This is a genomic window from Promicromonospora thailandica (genome assembly GCF_024171955.1).
Classification (GTDB): Bacteria; Actinomycetota; Actinomycetes; order Actinomycetales; family Cellulomonadaceae; genus Promicromonospora; species Promicromonospora thailandica.
The window spans coordinates 161557-179593 of sequence record NZ_JAMTCS010000005.1 but is presented as its reverse complement, the minus strand read 5'-3'; the positions used below and the strand labels follow the sequence as shown (position 1 = coordinate 179593).

Genomic DNA, 18037 nt, shown 5'->3' with positions numbered 1-18037 from the left:
TGGCACGCCACCGCGGGGACCCCTCCCGGGCGGGCCGGGACACGGCCGCGTCAGGACGCCGGCGGCAGCGCTGCCGCCACCGGCTCGGCGATGTCGAGGGCGACGGCGCACAGCTCGTCGACGTCCGCGCCGTCCTCGTCCTCCAGCTCGATGCGGACCAGCTCGGCCACGACGTCGCCGTCGCCGTCCACGCTGACCGCCACCCGGTTCACGACGTCGACGAGGCACGAGTCCGTGGACCACGAGTCGCCCCGGTCGAACACCTCGTGCCCGCTGAACACGTAGCGCTCGCCGTCGTCCTCGGTGAGCGGGTCGTCGTGCTGGAACAGCACGCGCAGGTCCTTGCCGTCGTCGGTCTCCCAGCGGCACTCCCACTCCGCGAAGCCGACCAGCGGGTGGGCGGCGTCGACGCCGGGCAGCCGGTCGAGTGCTTCGCCCTCCAGCAGGTCGCACGCGCTCTGCGTGTACAGCGAGCCGGGTGCCGGGGTGCGCGTGCGGCGCGGGATCTCGCCCTCGTTGAGCGTGGTGGTGGCGTGGTTGAGGTTCGCGTCGGCGATCGCGCAGAGGTTGTCCACCACGCCCGCCTCCTTCGCCGTCTGGTTCCACGTCTCCTGCCACGCGTCCAGCGAGACGTTGTAGTCGCCGCCCGGCAGGAAGAGCTCGCGGCTGCACTCCTCGGGCAGCTCGTACTCGTCGTTCACGACCACGATCCGGCCGAACCGCCGGTTCGGCTCGGCGGGCTTCTCCCGGTTGTGCCAGATGGTCGCGCTGACCGCGACCAGCGCGCCGTCCGACCGCGTGACGACCACGTCGCAGCTGTTCAGGTCGCTCTCGTCGGTGCGCACCCGCGTCAGGCCGAACCGGCCCAGCGCGTCGACGTCGAGCAGGGCGCACGGGTCCGCGGTGGCGGGGTCGCCGATCATGGCGGTCTGCCCGGCAGCCGGCCGAGGGTCAGCGGCCGGCGCTCCGCCGTCCTGCGCCCGCACGGCGTCCAGCGCGAACCACGTGGCGCCGCAGAGGGCTGCCACCAGCCCGACGACGACGGCCGCCGCCACGAGGACCCGACGCGGGTGCCGCCGCCGCACCGGGTGGGGCCCGACCCCCGCGGCCGGCTCCCCGGCGAGGGCGGCCAGCTCCTGCCGGGCCCGCTCGAGCCGGGGCCGGTCCCCGGGCCTGCGGGCCAGCATGCGCAGCAGGGCGGGCGCGAGGTCGCCGGCGCGGACCGGCGGCCGGACCTCCTCCGTCACCGTCTTCCACAGCAGGGCGTGCGCGTTGTCGTCGCCGAACGGCGTGGTGCCCTCGACCGCGTGGTACAGGGTCGCGCCCAGCGACCACACGTCCGCGGCCTCGGTGAACCGGCCGCCCTTGGCCACCTCGGGGGCGACATAGCCCGGCGTGCCGGTGAGCGCGCCGGTGGCGGTGACCGTCTCCTCGCCGTGCACCGGCCGGGAGATGCCGAAGTCCGCGAGCTTGGCGAACCCGTCGCCCGTGACGAGCACGTTGGCGGGCTTGACGTCCCGGTGCAGGATGCCGTGCGCATGCACCGCGGCCAGGCCGCCGGCGAGCTGGGCGCCGTAGCGGGCGGCCTCGGTGGGGGACAGCGGACCCGCCTCGGAGAGCGGCCGGCCGGCCACGTACTCCATCACCACCCAGACCTCGCCGCCGTCGTCCACCACGTCGTGGACTGCCACGACGTGCGGGTGGCTGATGCGCGCGAGGCTCCGGGCCTCGCGGCGTACCCGTTCCGCACCGCTGGGGTCGCCGTCGTACCGCGTGCGCTTGAGCGCCACCGGCCGCTCGTGCAGCCGCAGGTCTGCGGCCCGCCACACCTCGCCGTGGCCGCCCGCCCCCAGCCGCTCCTCCAGCCGGTACCGGTCACCGACGATCTGCCCCGTGCGCACCTGTCGTCTCCCCCCTCGGATGACACGCCCCGCCCGGGCGCCGTGCGGGACCGACGCTAGTGCACCGGGTGCGGGGAGAACAGGAGATGTGGGGAGGTCTCCCGGGCGGCGGGTGCTAGCGGGGCCGGACCAGGCGCACCGTCTGCAGCACGTGCGCGCACAGCTCGCCGGACCCGTCCGTGACCCGCACCTCGACCAGCACCTGCGTGCCGGTCGCGGCGACGGGGGTGGCCGTCGCCGTCGCCGCACCCCGCACCGGGCGCAGGAAGTGCGTGGTGGACTCCGCGGTCGCGGGCAGGGCCCCGGGCTCGCCGTTGGCTGCCGCGCAGACGGCGGCGACGCCGTCCGCCAGCCCCATGAGCGCCCCGCCGTGCAGGCCGCCGCCGACCGTCGACAGACCCGGTGCGAACGGCAGCCGCCCGACGACGGCCTCCGGCGCGATCCGCTCCAGCTCGACGCCGAGCGTGCGGACGAACGGGGCGGCCGCGTAGACCTCGTCGGCGGTCAGGGTCATGGCGGCACCTTTCGGGAGGCGGTTCTAGAGAGAACTCTCTAGAGCCAGGACTCTAACGGGGCCCTCCGGTACGGTCAACGCATGCCCCGCCCGACCCACGACACCTCCGCGATCCTCGACGCGGCGGTCCGGGTCCTGGGCGCGGGCGGCGCCGGAGCCGTGACCATGGCGGCGGTCATCCGCGAGGCCGGCATACCGAGCGGATCCCTCTACTACCGGTTCCCGGACCGTTCGACCCTGCTCGCGGCCCTCTGGAACCGCGCGATCGCGAGCTACCACACCGCGGCCTACCCGCTGTTCGACGGCGACCCCGTCGACGCGGCGGCAGCGCTCGGCGCGTACACCGTGCGCTGGTGCCGGTCCGAGCCGGGGCACGCGCACGTGCTGCTGGCGGGGCGCTCGCGGTTCGACCCCGAGGCCTGGCCCGCGGCGGCGCGGGAGGCCGAGGCGGCCGAGAGCGCACGGTGGGACGACGCGATCCGCGGCCTGACCCGCCGGCTCAGGGCGCAGACGTCGGCCTCGACCACCGAGATCCTGCTGGTCGCGGTGGACCTGCCCTACGCGGCGGTGCGGCGGTACCTGAGCGGCAACCGTCCGGTGCCGCCGGACCTGGCAGACGTCGTGGCCGGTCTGGTGCGCGCGTCGTTGCGCGGTGACGGGCCGGGGGCGGATGTCCCTGTCGGGACGCGCACCGGCGGGTGAAGCGGCGTCCTCGGTGGCCCCGCGGACGCCGCTCCGGTCCCGTCAGGAACGTCGGCCGGTGCCCGGTCGCAGCACCTCTTCGAGGTCCAGCTCCACCTCGGTGCGCGTGTGAGCCCCGGCCGCGAGCGCGGCCTAGCTGCGCACCGCCGGCGCGCGGCCCTCGACGACGGCGAAGATCGCGAGGTCCAGGGCGTCCGCGACCTGGGCCGGGTCGCCCAGGTACCCGGCGAGCATGGCGCCGTCGCGGAGCATCATCAGCTCGGCGGCCGCCTGCTCGGCGCCCGGCACGTCGAGCTGCTCCAGCATGTCGACGAACGTGCGGTGGTACCAGGCGCGGTGCTCGGCCACGACGGCGCGCACCGGGCTGTCGGGCTCCGCGTACTCGGCGGCGGCGTTGATGAACGCGCAGCCCCGGAAGCCGGGCTTGCAGGCCTCGGCGCCGATGACACGGGCGAAGCCGTGCAGCGCCTGCGCGGGGTCGCCCGCCGCGGCACGGATCTCGCCGAGGGCGTCGCGCTCGCGGGCCGCCTGCCGTTCCAGGTAGGCCACCACGAGCAGGTCCTTCGTGCGGAAGTGGCGGTAGAACGTGACCTTCGTGATTCCCGCGCGCTCGATGATCTTGTCGGCGCTGACGGCCCGGATGCCGTGGGTGTAGAAGAGCTCCGTGGCCGCGTCGAGGATCCGGTCGCGGGTGGAGGGGGTGGTGGTCGTGCTCATCCCGGTCGCTCCTGGGTCGTTGGATGTGGTCGTTGGAAGTGGTCGTCGGGTGCGTAGCCCTCCATCATACCGCGTAGTGAACTGACGTGTTCGTCTACCCGGGCGGGGTTCCACCAGCCTGCCCGGTGGGGGAGAATGAAGCCCGTGGTCATCCGGAACGCCCGATTCGTCCCACACCACCGCCCTGCCTCCGTCACGGCCCTGCTCGCGGCCCTGCCTGTGGCGACCGCCCTCGTCCTCGCCGGTTGCACCGTGCCGACGGCCGAGGGCGTCGACGGGAGCACGGGGGAGAACTTCCAGGTCAGAGAGCCGTCCGGCCCTGCCCTGGTGCTCGACTCGACCGATCCGGCCGAGCTCGCGCTCACCGCGAGCCAGGCCTTCTTCCACGCCTCGCCGCTGGCCGTCCTGGCGTCCGCGGACGACGCCGACGCGCGCGCGACGGCCGCGGCCACCGGCGCCGCCGTCACCGCCCCGGTGCTGCTCACCGACGGGGGCGTCTCGGACACCAACCTCGTCGCGGAGCTCGACCGGCTCGGCGCGGGCACCGTCGTCGTCGTCGGGGACGACGAGGCCGTCGCCGAGATCGGCGAGGCCACGGGCGACAGCGACGTCGTCCGGTTCGACCCCGGTGCGCTGAGCGCGGCCGCGGAGGCCGCCGCCTCGGCGGGCCGCGGCGGTACCGAGAAGCCGGACCCGAAGAAGGTGCGGCTGCCCACGCCCGACCGCCTCGACGAGGTGGACGTCGACGGCCTGCGCGCGGAGATCCCCGACGTCGCCGACCCGGAGCTGCTGCAGGAGATCCTCGTCGCGGTGGACCCGAAGCCGGGCCAGGAGGCGGCCATCGGCACCGCGCTCGCCGCGGGCGCCGTGCCGGTCGAGGTGCCGGGCGGCGACATCGCCACCAGCCCGGAGACGGTCTCGACCGTGCGCACGCTCAAGCCGCTGGGCGTGGTCGGGATCGGCGCAGGCTTCGGCACGGCCGACGACCTGGGCTGGCAGGTGGCCGTCGCGACGTCGGGCCGGACGCTGCCGGGCGGCATGCTGCGCCTGTTCCCGGGCCGGTACGTGTCGACGTCGTACGTGGTGCCGGCCGGCATCGCGGACCCGGCCGCGCACGCCGCCGGAGTGGTGGAGGAGGCCGCGGCGAACGCCGAGGCGTTCGACGGCTCGCCCCTGGTCACCGTGGTGGCGAGCGTCCGGTCCGGCAGCGCGGGCGAGGACGGGAACCACGTCGACGAGCAGCCGCTGGAGGCCGTCACGGCCGCCGTCGGTGCGATCCGCGACGCCGGGCAGCTCGTGCTGCTCGACATCGCCCCCGGGAACCAGCCGATGGCCGCGCAGCTCGACGCGCTCGAGCCGCTGCTCGCGCGCCCGGGCGTCGGTGTGTCGGTGCACCCCGAGTTCCGCCTCGCGGGCGAGGGTGCGCAGGACGGTGCCGTGCCCGTCGCGGAGCTCCAGGCCGTGGTCGACCGGCTCGCGCGGACCGCCACCGAGCAGGGCCTGCCCCAGATCATGCTGGAGGTGCACCAGTCGACGGCGGCGTCCATCGTCGACCGCGCGGACCTGGACGTGCCGCCGCAGGTGGCCGTCGTCTTCACGGCGGCCGCGCCGGGCGAGGGGCTGGCGACGGCGGACGGCGTCTGGGCCGACGTCGCAGCCGGGCTCCCCGACCGCACCTACCTCGGCTGGTCCGCGCCGGCGCACCCGTCGGCCGTGCTGCCCGACGAACCGCTCCTCGGTCTGGTCTCCGCCGGCTGAACCTGAGAAACTGCGGGCACCACCAGAGCGAAGGGGCCCTAACAATCGTGACTACCGTGAGCAGCGGTGCGGCGGTCGTCGCCGACGCCGTCATTCCCGCACCTGTCGAGCTCGAACCGGGCGAGGGGGCGCTCGACCTCACGACCGTCACCGTGGTCGCCCCCGACGCCGCGACCGCACGGCTGGCCGGCGAGCTGCTCGCCGGCGCGGGCGCCACCGTCGCCGAGGACGGCACCCCGGTGACGCTCGTGGCCGATGCCGCCGCGGGCCCGGAGGGCTCGGGGAACCCCGAGCGCTACACCCTGACGGTGGCGGCGGACGGCGTGACCGTCGCGGCCCCCGAGCGGTTGGGGCTGCTGCACGGCGTGCGGACGCTGCGCCAGCTCGTCAACGCACGCCGCGGGGAGACGGGCGGCCCGGTCGAGGCGGGCGCTGTCGTCGTCCGGGACGAGCCGCGGTACCCGTGGCGCGGGCTGTCGCTCGACGTGGTGCGGCACTGGTTCGGGCCGGCCGACCTGCGGGCCGTCGTGGACCTGGTGGGCTCCTACAAGATGAACCGGCTGCACCTGCACCTGTCCGACGACCAGGGCTGGCGGCTCGAGATCCCGTCGCGGCCCGCGCTGACGGAGCGGTCGTCGCAGGGGGCCGTGTCGGGCGCGTCCGGCGGGTACCTCACGGCCGACGAGTACCGCGAGCTGCAGGAGTACGCGGCCGAGCGGGAGATCGTGATCGTGCCCGAGATCGACGTGCCCGGGCACGTGAACGCGGCGACCCACGCGTACGGCGAGCTCACGCCGTCCGGCGAGGCCACCGACACCTACGACGGGATCGAGGTGGGGTTCTCGCGGCTCCACCTCGACCTGCCCGCGACCGAGCCGTTCCTGCGCGACGTGTTCACCGACGTGGCGCGCATGACCCTGGGGCCGTGGGTGCACTTCGGCGGCGACGAGGTGCTGGTCATGGGGGCCGAGGAGTTCGGCCGGTTCGTGGTGCTGTGCCAGGAGATCATCACGGGGGCGGGCAAGGTCCCCGTGGCGTGGCAGGAGGCCGGCGGCTCGGCGCACGGCGACCAGGCCGCGGTCGCGGCGCTGGCGGACGGGGCGCCCGGGGTGCCCGAGCCGGCGGCGGACGAGGGCCCGGTGCTCGTGGAGCCGGGGACGGTGCTGCAGTACTGGGACACCCGGCCGGACCCGGCGCCCTTCCTGCGCGCGGCGGAGGCCGGCGCGCGGTTCGTGATGTCCCCGGCCGACAAGGCGTACCTCGACATGAAGTACACGCCCGAGCACCCGCTGGGCCAGCAGTGGGCCGCGTTCGTCGAGCTGCGCGACTCCTACGACTGGGACCCCGCGACGCTGATCGAGGGCCTGCCCGAGGCGGCGGTCGAGGGTGTGTCGGCCGCGGTGTGGACCGAGACGCTGGTGAGCCGGGCCGACCTGTTCTCCATGCTGCTGCCCCGGCTCGCGGCGGTCGCGGAGATCGCCTGGTCGCGCGCGGACGCCAAGGACTGGGAGTCGTTCCGCGGCCGCGTCGCGGTCGAGGCGGCCGCCTGGCGGCGCGACGGCGCCAGCTACCACCCGACACCGCAGATCGACTGGTGACCCGCGCAGGTCAGGTCGCGGGGCGGGCCGCCAGGGCCGCCGCGTAGAGGTCGCGCTTCGGCACGCCCGCGGCCTCGGCCACCTCGGCGACCGCGGCCTTGAGGCGCTCGCCGCCGGCGACGCGGGCCAGCACCTCGTCGACGACGTCCGCCACCGTCGCGCCCGTCGCGGGCGCCCCGCCGACGACGACGCAGATCTCGCCCCGGAGCTGCTCGTCGCCGGCGCGCGCCGCGAGGTCGGCGAGCGTGCCGCGCAGTACCTCCTCGTAGGTCTTGGTCAGCTCGCGCGCGACGGCGGCCGGCCGGTCCGCGCCGAACGCCTCCGCCATCGCGCCCAGGGTCTCCGCGATGCGGTGCGGCGCCTCGAAGAACACCATGGTGCGCGGCTCGGCGGCCACGGCGGCGAGGGTCCGGGCGCGGTCGCCGGCCTTGCGCGGCAGGAAGCCCTCGAACGTGAACCGGTCGGTGGGCAGGCCGGAGAGCGCCAGCGCCGTGAGCACCGCGCTCGGGCCCGGCGCGGCGGTGACGCGCAGGCCGCGCTCGATCGCGCGCTCCACGATGCGGTAGCCCGGGTCCGACACCGACGGCATGCCCGCGTCCGTCACGACCACCACGGTGCCGCCGCCCGCGACGACGTCGAGCAGCTCGTCCGCGCGGGCCGTCTCGTTGTGCTCGTGATAGCTGGTGACCCGGCCGCGCACCTGGACGCCGAGGCGCCCGGCCAGCCCGTGCAGGCGGCGGGTGTCCTCGGCGGCGACGACGTCGGCGTCGGACAGCAGGCGCACCAGGCGGGGCGAGGCGTCCTCGGGGTTGCCGATCGGGGTGGCGGCCAGGACGAGGGAGCCGGCCTCGGGCGCGGGCCCGGGAGCCGGGGACGAGTCGGTCATGAAGCACAGGGTCCCACGCTCTATGCTGGCCCGGTGTCTCAGCCTGAAGCCACCGGAGCACGTCATGCCGCAGCACGGCAGGCTCTGCCCGGGACGTTCGGCGCGCACATGCGCCGTGCGGCGGTGAGCACCGGGGCGGTTCCTGCCGTCGCGCATCCGGAGCCCGAGCCGCCCGTGCGGGACCGGCTCCTGCGCGACCTGCTCGGTGAGCGGCGCCTGGCGCTGGGGCGGACGGCGTCCGACCGGTTCTGGGCCATGTTCGGCGCGCTGCTCGTGACGGCGGTCGCGGCGGCGGCCCGCCTGTGGGAGCTGGGCCGGCCCGGCAAGCTGGTCTTCGACGAGACGTACTACGTCAAGGAGGGCTGGTCGCTGGCCAGCCTGGGCTTCGAGGCCGCGTGGCCGGACGACCCCAACCCGGCGTTCGAGGCCGGCGACGTGAGCTCGTACGACGCCGACGAGGCCGAGTACGTGGTGCACCCGCCGGTCGGCAAGTGGATGATCGCGCTGGGCATGCGCCTGATGGGCGGCGCCCAGGACCCGGTGGCGTGGCGCATCGCCAGTGCGGTGATCGGCGTGCTCGCGGTGTTCCTGCTGGTGCGCATCGCGCGGCGCCTGTTCGCCTCGACCGCGCTCGGGCTGGTCGCCGGTCTCCTGCTCGCGGTCGACGGCGAAGCGATCGTGCACTCGCGCACCGGCCTGCTGGACCAGTTCCTCATGTTCTGGGTGCTCGTCGGGTTCGGCTGCCTGGTGCTGGACCGGGAGTGGGCCCGGCGCCGGCTCGCGGACCGCGTGGCGCAGATCGTCGAGGCGGGCGGCGCGGTGGGGAAGTACGGGCCGCGGCTGGGCTGGCGCTGGTGGCGGTTCGCGGCGGCGGTGTCGCTCGGCCTGTCCTGCGGCGTCAAGTGGTCCGGACTGTACTTCGTCGCGGCCTTCGGCCTGCTCACGGTCGTCTGGGACCTGACGGCCCGGCGTGCGGCAGGCATCGAGCGCTGGTGGGAGGACGCGCTCGTGGTCGACGCCGTCCCGGCCGCCCTGGTCATGCTGCCCACCGTGGTGCTCGTCTACGTCGCGTCGTGGTCGGCGTGGTTCGCGCACCCGATGTCGTACCTGCGCAACTGGGCCGAGGTGAACGGCGCCGCGCCGCCGGGATGGTGGCCCGGATGGGGCTGGGCGCAGGGCGCCTGGGAGGCCGGCCGGTCCCTGCTGGAGTACCACCACATGATGTGGGACTTCCACAACGGCCTCGACTCGGAGCACAACTACGCGTCCCACCCGCTGGGCTGGATCATCCAGTGGCGTCCGACGTCGTTCTACTGGGACAAGTACGCCCCCGGGCAGGGGCCGTGCCCCGCGGACACGGTCGGCGACTGCGCCACCGCGGTGACGTCGCTGGGCAACCCGCTGCTGTGGTGGCTGGGTGCGGCCGCGATCCCCGTGGTGCTCGTGCTCTCCCTGCGGTACCGCGACTGGCGTGGCGCCGCGGCGCTCACCGGCATCGCCGCCGGCTGGCTGCCGTGGTTCCTGTACTCCTGGCCGCTCGCGGACCGCACCATCTTCACGTTCTACTCGATCGTGTTCACGCCGTTCGTGATCCTGACGCTGGTGCACCTGCTGGCCGTGGGGCTCGAACGGACGCCGCGCCGGAGCGCGGACCGGCGCATCGTGGTGTGGCTGGCGGCCGTGCTGGTGGTGCTGGTCGTGGGCGTGAGCGCGCTCTACTACCCCATCTGGACGGCGATGCCCGTGCCGTACGAGTACTGGCAGCGCCTCATGCTGCTGCCGAGCTGGATCTAGCCCTCGGTGGCCGGCCTGGCGGGTTCGGTCGGCTGCTCGTTTCCTGCCGTGGGGTTGCTCGGTTGCGCTCGTCCCGCTGTGGGTTCGGTCACCTGCCCTCCACTGCACCCTGAGTTCGGTCGGTTGCCCATGTCCTGACGTGGGTTCGGTCGGTTGCATCGAGATCGGTCGTTCGATGGACCGATCTCAAAGCAGGTGACCGAACTCAGGTTGCACTGGAGGGCGGGTGACCGAAGTCGGGGTGCGGAGGAGGGCAACCGACCGAACCCAGGGTGCAGTGGAGCACAGGCGACCGAAGTCACGTGGCGGGGGAGGGCAGGCGACCGAACTCGTGCCGGCTGTCAGGGCCCGAGCGCAGGATCAGAGCGCCGCCGAGTCGCGGAGCTCGACGCCCGCGGCCATGAGCTCCTGCTCGGCGGCTGCGCCCAGCTCGGGGGACACCGGGACGGTCAGGTCGGTCAGCACACGGGCGTGCAGGCCGGCGCGGCGCGCGTCCAGCGCGGTGTGCTTCACGCAGTGCGACTCGACGAGGCCCACGACGTCGACGTCGGTCACGCCCGCCTCGGCGAGGATCGTCTCCAGGCCGCGGCCGTGCTCGTCCGCGCCCTCGAAGCCCGAGTAGCCGTGCGAGTACTGGCCCTTCTTGAGCCGGGCGTCGGGCCGCAGGTCGGCCAGCGCGGGGTGCAGCTCCGCGTTCGCGGAGCCCGCGACGCCGTGCGGCGGCCAGGAGTCGACGAAGTCCGGGTGGTCGCTGAAGTGCTCGCCCGGGTCGATGTGCCAGTCCTGCGTGGTGAGCACCGTCGTGTAGCGGTCGCGGTGCGCTGCGGCATACGCGGCGACACGGTGGGCGATCTCGTTCGCCCCCTCGGTGGGCAGCTCCCCGCCCTCGCAGAACGTGGGCTGGACGTCGACGACGACGAGCGCACGGCGGACGGACTCGGACTCGGTCAGGCTCATGCGTCCCACTCTGCCACGTCGCGCACGGCCGGTTCCTGGCATCTCTCTAGAACTGTGGATAGCCTGGTGGAGGTGTCCGGGCCGGGTCGTAGGCTCGGTGCGACGGATCAGGTCAGCTCGTACGAACCAGGGAGGGGTGAGCAGGATGTCCGCGGTACCCGACGAGCACCGCACGGTGCCGCGCGGCTACGTCTACGCCGACCACATCCCGTACGACACCCCCGGGTCCCTCGACGACCTGCGGGGGCCGACGTCGGGCGTGGTCCGGGTGGGGCCCCACATCGACACGAGCCTCGACCCCGAGTACGAGCTGGGTGATCGTGACCGCCTGGAGAACCTGTACGCCCGGGTGGTTCGCTCCGGCTCCATCGCGGACCAGACGAGGAACCTGGATCGGGCCACCTTGCTGAGACTCTGGCCACGCCTGAACCTCCCGGTGAGGTGCCGGTCGATCTGGGAGCAGAAGTTCCCGACGCTTGCGGCGCGTGCCCGCGGCCCACGGGCCGCCTGATGCTGCCGTTCCACGAGCGCCTGGCCCGGATCGGACTCGAGGCGCTGGAGGGCTACGGCTTCGTGCTGGCCGGCGGGTACGCGATCGCGGTCAACGGGATCGGTGACCGGCCGTCGGCCGACGTCGACCTGTTCACGAACGTCTCCTCACCGAGCCTGTTCGAGACGTCCGTGGCAAAGCTGCGCGCGACCTTCCTCGCGGAGGGACTGACCGTCCACGACAACCTGATCGGACGCACCTTCGCGGACTTCAGCGTGACCGACGACGCGACGCGGGAGACGAGTTCGATCCAGTGGGCGTGAACTACCGCGAGTTCGCGCCGGCCCGGTTCGAGATCGGGCCGGTGCTCGACGTCCGTGACGCCGTGGCCGGGAAGATGAGCGCCCTGTGGTCGCGCGGCGAGACCCGCGACTTCATCGACATCGACGCCGTCGTGGTTTCGGGAAGGTTCACCCGGGCCGAGGTGCTGGGCACCGAGGCGTTCGATGCATACGAGGTCGGCCCCGCCTGGCGCCGCGAGATCATCGAGCGCTTCCTCGCCTGGGCCGACGAGATCGATCCCGCCCTCGCGTGAGCCCACGGCGGCACCACACGCCCCGGGGTATCGCCCTCGACCCGTGGCCCTAGGATTGGACGACAGCTTCTCGTCCCGCAGAAATGGAGCATCCCCCGATGGCTCGCCACCTTGTCACCAGTGCGCTTCCGTACATCAACGGCATCAAGCACCTGGGGAACATGGTCGGGTCGATGCTCCCGGCCGACGTGTACTCCCGCTATCTGCGGCAGCGCGGCCACGACGTGCTGTACATCTGCGCCACCGACGAGCACGGCACGCCGGCGGAGCTCGCCGCGGCCCAGGCCGGCCAGCCGGTCGCGGAGTTCTGCGCGCAGGCGCACGAGACCCAGAAGTCGATCTACGACGGTTTCGGGCTCACGTTCGACTACTTCGGCCGCAGCTCGTCGCAGCAGAACGCCGAGATCACGCAGCACTTCGCCCGCCGTCTGCACGAGAACGGCTTCATCGAGGAGCGCGCCATCCGGCAGGTGTACTCGCCGGTCGACGGGCGCTTCCTGCCGGACCGCTACGTCGAGGGCACGTGCCCCCACTGCGGCTACGACAAGGCGCGCGGCGACCAGTGCGAGAACTGCACGCGTGTGCTGGACCCGACCGACTTGATCGACCCCCGCTCGGCGATCAGCGGCTCGACCGACCTCGAGGTGCGCGAGACCACGCACCTGTTCCTGCTGCAGTCGAAGCTGCAGGGCGAGGTCGAGGCGTGGATCGACGAGAACAGCAAGGAGTGGCCGCTCCTGTCGACGTCGATCGCGCGCAAGTGGCTCGCCGAGGGTCTGCACGACCGGGCGATCACGCGCGATCTCGAGTGGGGCGTGCCGGTCCCGGCCGACACGTGGCCCGAGCTGGCCGCAGAGGGCAAGGTCTTCTACGTCTGGTTCGACGCGCCGATCGAGTACATCGGTGCCACCAAGGAGTGGGCCGACGCGGCCCCCGCGGGCGAGGCCCGGGACTGGAGGTCCTGGTGGTACGAGGCCGCCGACGTGCGGTACACGCAGTTCATGGCCAAGGACAACGTCCCGTTCCACACGGTGATGTTCCCGGCCACGCAGCTCGGCGTCCGCGAGCCGTGGAAGATGGTCGACTTCGTCAAGGGCTTCAGCTGGCTCAACTACTACGGCGGCAAGTTCTCGACGTCCCAGCAGCGCGGCGTCTTCACGGACGCGGCCCTGGAGATCCTGCCGGCCGACTACTGGCGCTACTACCTGATCGCGAACGCCCCGGAGTCGGACGACTCGTCGTTCACGTGGGAGCAGTTCGCCGGGTCGGTGAACAAGGACCTGGCAGACACGCTCGGCAACTTCGTGAACCGGGTGCTGACGTTCTCGGCCAAGCGGTTCGGCGAGACGGTGCCCGCGGGCGGTGAGCCGGGCGACGCCGAGGCGCGCCTGGGGGCCGAGGTGGCGCGGCTGCTCGCCGAGCTCGAGGAGCACATGGAGGCCCTCCAGTACCGCAAGGCGGCGGGCGCCCTGCGGGCGCTGTGGTCCGCGGGCAACGCGTACCTGGTCGAGAAGGAGCCCTGGAAGCAGGTCAAGACCGACCAGGACGCCGCGGCCGTCACGCTGCGCACGGCCATGAACCTGATCCGGCTCTACGCCGTGGTCTCCGAGCCGTTCATCCCGCACAGCGCGGCGACGCTGCGCGGCGTGTTCGCGCTCGACGGCGACGCCGCCACGTGGGTCACGCCCGAGGAGGCGACGTCCCTCGACGCCGTGCCCGCCGGGACCGCCTTCACCGTGCCTCCCGTGCTGTTCGCGAAGATCAGCGACGAGGACCTGGAGGGCTACCGCGAGCGGTTCGGCGCCGGGCCGGTGGACTGACCGGATGGCGAGGCGTACGCGCGAGCGGGGGTTCCCGGCCGACCCGGAGCCGCTGCCCGTCCCGGTCGTGGACAACCACACCCACCTCGACCACATCGCGTCGGTGCTCCCGGACGAGGCGCCCGACGGCGAGCCGGCCGGCCTGGCCTGGCCGCCGTCGGTGGCCGACCACCTCGCCCGGGCGGCCGCCGCGGGCGTGGACCGGGTGGTCCAGGTGGGCTGCGACCTCCCGTCGGCCCGCTGGACGGTAGACCTCCTGACCCAGCCCTCCGTGTTGAGTGCTGGACTTTCGCCCTCCTGGCACACAGAAAAGGGCGGATACCCAGCACTCAGCGGGGTGGTGGGGGCCGTGGCCATCCACCCGAACGAGGCGACGCTGCACGCCGGGATCGACGAGGTGGGGCCGGACGGGCTCGTGCCCGAGGTGCAGGAGCACCACGCCGTCGGCCTGGACGACGCGATCGCGGAGATCGCGGGGCTCGCCAAGGGCAACGACCGGGTCCGCGCGATCGGTGAGACCGGCATGGACCTGTTCCGCACCGGGCCGCGCGGCGAGCAGGCGCAGCGGGACGCCTTCCGTGCGCACATCGCCCTGGCCAAGGAGCTCGGCCTGGCCCTGCAGATCCACGACCGGGACGCGCACGCCCAGGTCATCGAGGTCCTGCTCGCCGACGGCGCGCCCGAGCGCACCGTCTTCCACTGCTACAGCGGCGACGCCGAGATGGCCCGCGTCTGCGCGGAGCACGGCTGGTACCTGTCCTTCGCCGGGCCGGTCACGTTCAAGGCGAACGACCACCTCCGTGCGGCACTGAGCGTGGCGCCGCGCGCGCTGCTGCTCGTAGAGACGGACGCCCCGTACCTGACGCCGCACCCGTTCCGGGGCCGACCCAACGCACCGTTCGCCGTCGCGCACACGGTGCGTGCCATGGCCGCCCACCTGGACGAGGACCTGGCGGTCCTGTGCGCGGACCTCGCCGCGACGTCGGAACGGGTCTACGGCACGTGGTGAGTGTGGCGAGAACGGCTCTCTGACCCCAGAAATGCGGCATTTCATTTCCTGTTCGAATCTCTTCTCCCGTGCGGTTCGTTCCGTTACGGTCTGGTGCTCGTGGTGAGGTACGCACGGCCGTGGCTCGCGAGCACGCCGGCCCGGTGGATGGTGCGTGGCGCCGTCGTGGGCACGCTGCTGGCGGTGAGCGGCGTCTACGTCGCGAACGCGAGCACCGTGACCATCGACTACAACGGCACCGTGCGCACGGTGGGCGTGTACGGCGGCACGGTCGTGGAGGCGCTCGCCTCGCAGAACATCGACCTGGGCGCCGACGACGTCGTGCAGCCCGCCCCGCAGGAGACGCTCGAGGCGGGCGGCACGGTGGTGGTCCGTACCAGCCGGCCGGTCACCTTCGAGCTCGACGGCCAGGTCATCACGGTCCGCACCACCGCGGGCACGGTCGGCGAGTTCCTCGCGTCGCTCGGCCCCCGCGGCGACGGCGCCCTCGCCACCGCCTCCCGCACGGCGCGGCTCGACCGCGACCCGGTGCGTTTCTCGACCGTCAAGAAGCTCAACATCGCGGTGGACGGCTCCGTGCTGGAGTTCCACACGACGCAGTCGACGGTACGCGGTGTGTTCCAGGAGGCGGGCATCTCGCTGGCCGACGGCGACGTCACGTCCGTGCCGCTCGACGCCGCCGCGGTGGACGGCATGGTCGTGATGGTGAGCCGCGACGCGTCGTCGTCGCGCACCGTGACCGAGGTGCTGCCGTTCGAGACCGAGACGGTCGAGGACCCGAGCCTGCCCAAGGGCTACGAGTCGATCCGTACCGCGGGCGTGCCGGGCGAGGCCGAGGTCACCTACGCGGTGAAGACGGTCGGCGGAGCCGTCGTCGAGCGCACCGTGGTGGAGCGGAAGGTCACGCGCAAGCCGGTGAACGAGGTGGTCGCGGTCGGCACCATGGACGTCGCCACCGCCCCGGTGGACCCGGGCTCGGCCCGGGCCCTGGGCCAGGCGATGGCCGCGGAGCGCGGCTGGGGCGCGGACGAGTTCGCCTGCCTGGACCAGCTCTGGCAGAAGGAGAGCGGCTGGCGCTGGAACGCGGACAACCCGAGCAGCGAGGCGTACGGCATCGCGCAGGCCAACCCGGGTTCCAAGATGGCCTCCGTGGGCAGCGACTGGCTGACCAACCCGGCCACGCAGATCGAGTGGGGGCTGGGCTACATCTCCGGCCGGTACGGCACGCCGTGTGCCGCCTGGGCCCACTCCGTGGACATCGGTTGGTACTGACCCCCGTTCTCGCCCACGGAAATTTGGGGTAATGCGGGATGCTCCCGGCCATTCACGCGTGTCTAATCGCCGGTTGGCTTGCATCTGGTAACGGTGGGGTTACGGTCTGGGAGACCGCCGGATCGGCCGGCCGGGCCCCGCGTCCCAGCGCGGGAGGCGCGTGCGAGTCGCGTCGCTCCGGTCTCCGTGCCCGGACCGCTCGAGGACTGGACCCGCGTGACATCTCCGCATCCGGCTCAGGGCAGCCCCAGCGACTCCTACATCGACCCTGAGGCCGACGGCGACGTCGGCATCACCGAGCTCTTCGGCCCGCCACCGCGCGCGGACGAGGTCTTCCCCGCGGCCATGTTCGCCGCGCCGTACCTGGCGCCCGAGCTGATCCCTGACACGGCGGCCGAGGCCGAGACCGCGGTGTCCGAGGTCATGGACCAGCTCCCGCCCGGCCACCCGTCCGGCCCGCTGCCGGTCGTGGCGCCCGGCGACGAGCCCGCGGACGGCTTCGGGTACGTCGCGGAACCACCCCCGCCCCCGCCCCCGCCGCCCGAGGCGGCCCCGCGCCGGCACCGGACCGCGGCGTTCGTCACGGTCGCGGCCGTCGCCCTCGCCGGGGCGGGCGCGGCTGCCACGTACGCCGCGGCGCACAAGACGGTCACGGTCGACGTGGACGGCGAGACGACCACCGTCGAGACCTTCGAGGGCGACGTCGCCGACCTGCTGGCCGGCGAGGGTGTCGAGGTCGGGGTCCACGACGAGGTCACGCCCGGCCTCGACGCCACGCTGCGCGAGGGCGACACGGTCGTGGTCCGGTCGGGGCACCGCCTGACGCTGCGGGCCGACGGCGAGCGCCGGACCGCCTGGGTGGCCGCGCTCGATGCCGACCAGGCGCTCGCGACGCTCTCCGCGCAGGGGGACGACGTCGTGCTCCTGCCCACCCGGGCCGGCGGCACGGCGACGCTGCCCCTGCCGCTCGACACGGACGGCCCGGTGACGCTGGTGGCCGGCGGCGAGACGCGGGAGGTGGCCGAGGGCGCGGTCACGCTCGACCGGCTCCTGGCCGCGCACGACGTCCGGGTGGACGGCGACGACCGGATCAGCGTCGGGCACCGGCAGCCGGAGGGCGCGACGGAGCCGGTGCTGACCGTCGTCGTGCGCACGGTGCAGGCCTCGATCGAGGAGACGGTGAGCGAGATCCCGTTCGAGACGGTGACGGCCTCCGACCCCGACCACTACGTGGACCTGGCCCCGTACCTGGCCCGGTCGGGAGCGCCGGGCGAGCGGGTGACGTCGTGGGACGTCACCCGGATCGACGGCGAGGTCGTGGCGAAGGAGAAGCTGAACTCCTGGGTCTCGAAGCAGCCCGTCGACAAGCTGATCATGTACGGCAGCAAGCCCCGGCCGAAGCCGAAGCCCGAGCCCAAGGACAAGGCGACGGAGAAGAGCACGGAGAAGAGCACCCAGAAGGACACGGAGAAGAGCACCCAGAAGGACACCGAGAAGGGCGCCGAGAAGGACGCCGGCAAGGGTGACGGCAAGGGCGACGACAAGGGCGGCGACGAGGGCGACGACGCGGACCCTGACGGCGAGACGCAGGCCCAGAGCCTCTCCGCGCCCGCGGGCGGCGTCTGGTCGAGCCTGGCCGAGTGCGAGTCGGGCGGGAACCCCGCCACGAACACGGGCAACGGGTACTACGGGCTCTACCAGTTCTCGCAGGAGACCTGGGAGGCGATGGGCGGGTCGGGTCTGCCGTCGGAGGCGTCGGCCGCCGAGCAGACGATGCGCGCCCAGGCTCTCCAGGAGCGGTCGGGATGGGGCCAGTGGCCCGCGTGCTCGTCCGCCCTGGGTCTGTCCTGACCTCGAAAGACTCTCCGGAAGGCCGCCGAATGACATGGACGAGCGTCCAAGACGAGTGACCGAGACCACAGTGTCAATTCCCCGAGATATTTGTCCGAGCGATAACAAATCAGTTACGTTCGGTTGTCCTCGCTGGCGTGGGGGTGCCTTGTGGTGTACCGCACAGCACCTCC

At 73.4% G+C, this 18037-nt stretch carries 16 protein-coding genes; 11 read left to right on the top strand and 5 right to left on the bottom strand.

The features are described from left to right. Positions 1-50: 50 nt before the first annotated feature. Together APR03_RS09595 and APR03_RS09590 are read right to left on the bottom strand one after the other, a co-directional pair. Positions 51-1901 carry a serine/threonine-protein kinase gene (locus tag APR03_RS09595; protein ID WP_253835098.1) on the bottom strand — a complete coding sequence of 617 codons (1851 nt, stop codon included), beginning with the start codon at positions 1899-1901 and terminating at the stop codon, positions 51-53. A 115-nt stretch (positions 1902-2016) separates the two neighbouring features. After that, positions 2017-2415, bottom strand: a complete 399-nt coding sequence (locus tag APR03_RS09590) for a PaaI family thioesterase (protein ID WP_253835096.1) — start codon at positions 2413-2415, stop codon at positions 2017-2019. 81 nt (positions 2416-2496) lie between these two features. Between APR03_RS09590 and APR03_RS09585 the strand changes: the two genes are divergently transcribed. Continuing rightward, complete coding sequence (locus tag APR03_RS09585) at positions 2497-3117, top strand: TetR/AcrR family transcriptional regulator (RefSeq protein ID WP_253835094.1); 621 nt, start codon at positions 2497-2499, stop codon at positions 3115-3117. 132 nt (positions 3118-3249) lie between these two features. Here the strand turns inward: APR03_RS09585 and APR03_RS09580 are convergent, their stop codons facing one another. Further along, complete coding sequence (locus tag APR03_RS09580) at positions 3250-3834, bottom strand: TetR/AcrR family transcriptional regulator (protein ID WP_253835092.1); 585 nt, start codon at positions 3832-3834, stop codon at positions 3250-3252. A 144-nt stretch (positions 3835-3978) separates the two neighbouring features. On the opposite strand from APR03_RS09580, the gene APR03_RS25210 reads away from it, so the two are divergent. Beyond that, positions 3979-5592, top strand: a complete 1614-nt coding sequence (locus APR03_RS25210; RefSeq protein ID WP_253835090.1) for a hypothetical protein — start codon at positions 3979-3981, stop codon at positions 5590-5592. Positions 5593-5639: 47 nt separating this feature from the next. Continuing rightward, positions 5640-7190 (top strand): beta-N-acetylhexosaminidase, encoded by a 1551-nt coding sequence (locus APR03_RS25205; protein ID WP_253835088.1) that lies wholly within the window; start codon positions 5640-5642, stop codon positions 7188-7190. A gap of 10 nt (positions 7191-7200) precedes the next feature. On the opposite strand, the gene rsmI is transcribed toward APR03_RS25205, so the two are convergent. Continuing rightward, positions 7201-8076 (bottom strand): 16S rRNA (cytidine(1402)-2'-O)-methyltransferase, encoded by an 876-nt coding sequence (rsmI, locus tag APR03_RS09565; RefSeq protein WP_253835086.1) that lies wholly within the window; start codon positions 8074-8076, stop codon positions 7201-7203. A gap of 33 nt (positions 8077-8109) precedes the next feature. On the opposite strand from rsmI, the gene APR03_RS09560 reads away from it, so the two are divergent. Beyond that, positions 8110-9870, top strand: coding sequence for a dolichyl-phosphate-mannose--protein mannosyltransferase (locus APR03_RS09560; protein WP_253835084.1), 1761 nt, complete (start codon positions 8110-8112; stop codon positions 9868-9870). Between the two features lie 360 nt (positions 9871-10230). On the opposite strand, the gene APR03_RS09555 is transcribed toward APR03_RS09560, so the two are convergent. Next, positions 10231-10827, bottom strand: a complete 597-nt coding sequence (locus APR03_RS09555; RefSeq protein ID WP_253835080.1) for an isochorismatase family protein — start codon at positions 10825-10827, stop codon at positions 10231-10233. Positions 10828-10972: 145 nt separating this feature from the next. On the opposite strand from APR03_RS09555, the gene APR03_RS09550 reads away from it, so the two are divergent. The 7 genes from APR03_RS09550 to APR03_RS09520 all read left to right on the top strand — a co-directional run bounded on the left by APR03_RS09550 (position 10973) and on the right by APR03_RS09520 (position 17864). After that, positions 10973-11338: a hypothetical protein gene (locus tag APR03_RS09550; RefSeq protein ID WP_253835078.1), complete on the top strand. Its 366-nt coding sequence runs from the start codon at positions 10973-10975 to the stop codon at positions 11336-11338. Beyond that, on the top strand, positions 11338-11640 hold the full coding sequence (locus tag APR03_RS09545) for a hypothetical protein (RefSeq protein WP_253835076.1): 303 nt from the start codon (positions 11338-11340) through the stop codon (positions 11638-11640). Before APR03_RS09550 ends, APR03_RS09545 begins: the two co-directional genes overlap by 1 nt. Next, entirely contained in the window at positions 11637-11912 is a 276-nt protein-coding gene (locus APR03_RS09540; protein ID WP_253835074.1) for a hypothetical protein, read from the top strand. The genes APR03_RS09545 and APR03_RS09540 overlap by 4 nt, the downstream gene beginning before the upstream one ends. A 98-nt stretch (positions 11913-12010) precedes the next feature. Then, a complete protein-coding gene (gene metG / locus APR03_RS09535; RefSeq protein ID WP_253835072.1) occupies positions 12011-13732 on the top strand; it encodes a methionine--tRNA ligase in 1722 nt (573 codons plus the stop codon). A 4-nt stretch (positions 13733-13736) separates the two neighbouring features. Further along, the gene (locus APR03_RS09530; RefSeq protein ID WP_253835065.1) at positions 13737-14741 is read left to right on the top strand and encodes a TatD family hydrolase; all 1005 of its coding nucleotides are present in this window, start codon (positions 13737-13739) and stop codon (positions 14739-14741) included. A 102-nt stretch (positions 14742-14843) separates the two neighbouring features. Next, positions 14844-16013, top strand: coding sequence for a resuscitation-promoting factor (locus APR03_RS09525; protein WP_253835063.1), 1170 nt, complete (start codon positions 14844-14846; stop codon positions 16011-16013). Between the two features lie 216 nt (positions 16014-16229). Further along, positions 16230-17864 (top strand): resuscitation-promoting factor, encoded by a 1635-nt coding sequence (locus tag APR03_RS09520; protein ID WP_253835061.1) that lies wholly within the window; start codon positions 16230-16232, stop codon positions 17862-17864. Positions 17865-18037 lie beyond the last annotated feature (173 nt).